At 72.5% G+C, this 4,672-nt stretch carries 5 protein-coding genes and 1 pseudogene; 5 read left to right on the top strand and 1 reads right to left on the bottom strand.

Features of this window, described 5'->3' with window-relative positions; translation table 11 throughout:
• A pseudogene (locus tag K6I34_RS32090) lies at nt 1-384 on the bottom strand (S9 family peptidase); the annotation flags it as partial.
• 281 nt (nt 385-665) lie between these two features.
• Here K6I34_RS32090 and K6I34_RS32085 point away from each other — a divergent pair.
• From K6I34_RS32085 to K6I34_RS32065, 5 genes are all read left to right on the top strand, one after another.
• A complete protein-coding gene (locus K6I34_RS32085) occupies nt 666-1,490 on the top strand; it encodes a HipA family kinase (protein ID WP_229331506.1) in 825 nt (274 codons plus the stop codon).
• Nucleotides 1,487-1,882 carry a DUF3037 domain-containing protein gene (locus K6I34_RS32080; protein ID WP_229331504.1) on the top strand — a complete coding sequence of 132 codons (396 nt, stop codon included), beginning with the start codon at nt 1,487-1,489 and terminating at the stop codon, nt 1,880-1,882. The genes K6I34_RS32085 and K6I34_RS32080 overlap by 4 nt, the downstream gene beginning before the upstream one ends.
• A gap of 197 nt (nt 1,883-2,079) precedes the next feature.
• The gene (gene fabG, locus K6I34_RS32075) at nt 2,080-2,841 is read left to right on the top strand and encodes a 3-oxoacyl-ACP reductase FabG (RefSeq protein WP_229331502.1); all 762 of its coding nucleotides are present in this window, start codon (nt 2,080-2,082) and stop codon (nt 2,839-2,841) included.
• 15 nt (nt 2,842-2,856) lie between these two features.
• The gene (locus K6I34_RS32070) at nt 2,857-3,609 is read left to right on the top strand and encodes an SDR family oxidoreductase (RefSeq protein ID WP_229331501.1); all 753 of its coding nucleotides are present in this window, start codon (nt 2,857-2,859) and stop codon (nt 3,607-3,609) included.
• Between the two features lie 185 nt (nt 3,610-3,794).
• Nucleotides 3,795-4,481, top strand: coding sequence for a uracil-DNA glycosylase (locus K6I34_RS32065; protein ID WP_229331499.1), 687 nt, complete (start codon nt 3,795-3,797; stop codon nt 4,479-4,481).
• The last annotated feature ends 191 nt before the right edge of the window (nt 4,482-4,672 follow it).

The following is a 4,672-nucleotide window of genomic DNA, read 5'->3' as shown; positions in this document are numbered from 1 at the left end:
GTCCACGGCGGGGCCCGCCGTGGGCAGGGGGACGGGGTGTCCGCCGTCCGTGCGGACCGCGTGCAGCGCACCGCCGGTGGTGTAGACGGCCAGCCGGACGGCACGGTCGGTCGCGTAGGCGACGATGCCCTCGGACAGCTCGCGGGCGCGTTCCCGCCGGGCCCGTTCCGCCTCCGGCAGTGCCTCGTCCGGGGCGGCCGGTGACGCGAGCAGCCGCTCGCGGCCCGCCTCGTACAGCCACAGCTCGCCCACCGGGTCCAGGCCGCCGCGCGTGCGCGTGAACAGGACGCGCACGCCGTCGGGCGAGACGGTGAAGCGGCCCGGGGATCCGAGGGAGAAGCGGCGGCTGAGGGCGAAGCGGCGGGGAAAGTCCTGGAGATCCATGCGGGGACCATGACAGGGGGCGGACGGCGCACGCGAGCGGATTCCGGCCGGTGGGACACACCGCGCACACCCTTGCCGGGTGCGGGGCGGAGCACCGTCAGGGGCGCGGGGCTGCTGTACATATGCGGCTCCGCCGCGTGGGCGCGACAAGCCACACACAGCCGCGCGACAAGCACACACAACCCGCAGACGCGCGCCGAGCGCAAGAGGCGCCCCGGTAGGCGCCGCCGCAAGAATCCCTGGTGGCCGGATCCCGTCCGCCACCGCAGTAGCCTGGGGCAATGCTCCCCGAAGTCATCGCCACCCGCTATGTCACGCCCTTGCGTGAGGGTGGCTCGCTCCCCGGCATCGTCGAGGCCGACGATCTCGGCACGTACGTCATGAAGTTCACCGGCGCGGGCCAGGGCCGCAAGACGCTGGTCGCCGAGGTGATCTGCGGACAGCTCGGGCGCGCGCTCGGGCTGCGCGTCCCAGAGCTGGCACGGATCCAGCTCGACCCGGTCATCGGGCGGGGCGAGCCCGACCAGGAGGTGCAGGGGCTGCTGAAGGCCAGCGGCGGGCTCAACCTGGCCATGGACTTCCTGCCCGGCGCCCTCGGCTTCGACCCGCTCGCCTTCGAGGTCGGCGCGGCGGAGGCCGGGCGCGTGATCTGGTTCGACGCCCTCATCAACAACGTCGACCGCTCCTGGCGCAACCCCAACCTGCTGGTGTGGCACGGCGAGATGTGGCTCATCGACCACGGCGCCACCATGATCTGGCACCACAACTGGCCGGGCGCGGCGGCCGCGGCGGGCAAGCCGTACGACGCCTCCGACCACGTCCTGGCCACCTTCGGCCCGGATCTCGCGGCGGCGGCGAAGGAGCTCGCGCCGCGGGTCACCGAGGAGCTGCTGACGGCGGTCGCGGCCGACGTGCCGGACGAGTGGCTGGTGGACGAGCCGGGGTTCGACAGCGCGGACGCGCTGCGCCGCGCCTATGTGGAGGTGCTGCTGGAGCGTGCCGCCACGGTCGGCGACCGGATCGTCATCGGTGAACGCAGCAAGGACAAGCCCTCGCAGGCGCCGGAGTGGGTGCGTGTCAGGCTCGACAGGAGGGCCGGAGAGTGACCGGACGCCACAACGGACGCGATGTCTTCGAGTACGCGCTGCTGCGCGTCGTCCCCCGAGTGGAGCGCGGGGAACAGATCAACGCCGGGATCGTCGTCTACTGCCAGGCGAAGTCCTACGTCGCCGCCCGCGTCCACCTGGACGAGGCACGGCTGCTGGCCCTCGACCCGACGGCGGACGTGGAGGGCGTACGGGCCGCGCTGTGTGCCGTCGAAGGCGTCTGCCTCGGCGGCGAGCGGGCGGGCCAGGCCGCGGGGGACGACCCGGGGCGGCGCTTCCGCTGGCTGATCGCGCCGCGCAGCACGGTCGTGCAGCCGGGCCCCGTGCACGCCGGGCTCACCGAGGACCCGGAGCGGGAGTCGGAACGGCTCCTCGACCTCCTCGTGCGCTGAGTAGTGCGCTGAGCGGTGCGCCGGGTCGCGGGCAGGCCCGGCCGCGAGGCGTTGACAGCCGGTGGCGGGGCTTCTAGCGTCTGATCCGCCGAGAGGTACTAAGCGGTCGCTCATCCCGCCCGGCGCGGGCGCGGCCCGTCGGCGTCGTCGACGTCGTCGACGTTTCCGAGGTTTTCCGAGATTGAGGAGAGCACCGCATGTCCACCACCGAGCAGCGCGTGGCCGTCGTCACGGGCGCGGCCCGCGGCATCGGCGCGGCAACCGCCGTACGACTGGCGGAGGAAGGCCACGCGGTCGCCGTCCTCGACCTGGACGAGGCGGCCTGCGCGGCCACCGTGGAGAGGATCACGACGGCGGGCGGCACGGCCCTCGCCGTCGGCTGCGACGTCTCCGACGCCGCTCAGGTGGAGGCCGCGGTGGCCCGCGTCGCCGCCGAGCTGGGCGCGCCGGTGATCCTCGTCAACAACGCCGGGGTGCTCCGCGACAACCTGCTGTTCAAGATGAGCGAGAGCGACTGGGACACCGTCATGAACGTGCACCTGCGCGGTGCGTTCCTGATGTCCCGGGCCTGTCAGAAGCACATGGTGGACGCGGGCTTCGGCCGGATCGTCAACCTCTCCAGCAGCTCGGCGCTCGGCAACCGCGGGCAGGCCAACTACGCGGCCGCCAAGGCCGGTATGCAGGGCTTCACCAAGACGCTCGCCATCGAGCTCGGCAAGTTCGGCATCACGGCCAACGCGGTCGCGCCCGGTTTCATCGCGACCGACATGACGGCCGCCACCGCGGCGCGCGTCGGCATGGGCTTCGAGGAGTTCAAGGCCGCGGCGGCGACCCAGATCCCCGTGCAGCGGGTCGGCGAGCCGACGGACATCGCCAACGCCGTCGCCTTCTTCACGGGCGAGCAGGCGGGCTTCGTCTCCGGCCAGGTGCTGTATGTGGCCGGCGGGCCGCTCGGCTGACAGGGGGACGGAATCGTGACAGTGCAGGACAGCGGAAAGGTCGCCCTGGTCACCGGTGCCAGCCGCGGCATCGGGTACGGCATCGCGGAGGCGCTGGTCGCCCGCGGTGACCGTGTCGTCATCACCGGGCGCAACGAGGACGCCCTCAAAGCCTCAGCCGAGTCCCTGGGCGCCGACCGGGTGCTCACGGTGGCGGGCAAGGCGCACGACGAGGCCCACCAGGCGGCCGCGGTCGAGCGCACGATGGAGGTCTTCGGCCGCGTCGACTACCTCGTCAACAACGCCGGTACCAACCCGGTGGCAGGGCCGATCGCCGACGTCGATCTCGCGGTCGCGCGGAAGGTCTTCGAGACCAACGTCGTCTCGGCGCTCGGCTTCGCGCAGCGCACGTGGAAGGCGTGGCAGAAGGAGAACGGCGGGGCGATCGTCAACATCGCCTCCGTGGCCGGGCTGGGGGCCTCGCCGTTCGTCGGCGCGTACGGCATCAGCAAGGCCGCCATGGTCAACCTGACGCTGCAGCTGGCGCACGAGATGGCACCGGGGGTGCGCGTCAACGCGATCGCGCCCGCGGTGGTGAAGACGAAGTTCGCGGCCGCTCTGTACGAGGGGCGCGAGGAGGAGGTCGCGGCGTCGTACCCCCTGGGCCGGCTCGGCGTGCCGGAGGACGTCGGCGGGGCGGCGGCGTTCCTCCTCTCGGAGCCGGCGGGCTGGATCACCGGCCAGACGCTCGTCGTGGACGGCGGCCTCCTCCTCAACGCGGGGTTCTGAACGGCGGTGGCGCCTACGGAGGTGCCTCTTGCGCTCCGTAGGCGTCTGCAGGCCCGGTGGGGCTGGTCGCGCTCACGCGGCGAAGCCGCACGATGTCACAGCCCCGCGCCCCTGTCGGGGCGCGTTGTCAGTGGCCGCCGGTAAGTTCTCCCGTGAGAACGGAACGAACCCCGGAGGTTGTCGACGTGACCGTCACCGACGTGCTGCCCGAGTCCTGGCACGGAGTCCTCGGCGAGGAGCTGGAGAAGCCCTACTTCAAGGAGCTCATGGACTTCGTCGAGGAGGAGCGGGCGAAGGCGCCGGTCTACCCGCCGCGCGGCGAGGTCTTCGCGGCCCTGGAGGCCACGCCGTACGAGCGGGTGAAGGTCCTCATCCTCGGCCAGGACCCCTACCACGGCGCCGGGCAGGGGCACGGTCTGTGCTTCTCGGTGCGCCCCGGCGTGAAGACCCCGCCCTCCCTGCGGAACATCTACAAGGAGATGCGGGACGAGCTCGGCTTCGAGGTCCCCGACAACGGCTTCCTGATGCCGTGGGCCGAGCAGGGCGTCCTGCTGCTCAACGCGGTCCTGACGGTCCGTGGCGGCGAGCCCAACTCCCACAAGGGCAAGGGCTGGGAGAAGTTCACGGACGCGGTGATCCGCGCGGTGGCCTCCCGGCCCGACCCCGCCGTCTTCGTGCTGTGGGGCAACTACGCGCAGAAGAAACTCCCGCTGATCGACGAGGAGCGCCACGTCGTCGTCAAGGGCGCGCACCCCTCGCCGCTCTCCGCGAAGAAGTTCTTCGGCAGCCGCCCCTTCACCCAGATCAACGAGGCGATCGCGGCCCAGGGCCACGAGCCTGTCTCGTGGCAGATCCCGGACCTCGCCGTCTGACCGCCCGGCGGAGCGGCCGCCCGCGCCCTCAGTGTCCGTACACCTGGCCGCAGATGCGCGAGGCGTCGCTGCCCTGCTGCCAGCGGCCGTAAGTGCGCCCCAGCTGACAGACGCCGCTGCCCGAGCCGCCGGTACGGGGGGCCGGCGCGGGCTGCGCGGGCGGGTGCTCGGCCGTGCGGCCCGATGAAGGG

The sequence above is a fragment of the Streptomyces sp. UNOC14_S4 genome, from assembly GCF_020740835.1.
Classification (GTDB): Bacteria; Actinomycetota; Actinomycetes; order Streptomycetales; family Streptomycetaceae; genus Streptomyces.
This window is presented reverse-complemented; position numbering and strand designations above follow the sequence as displayed.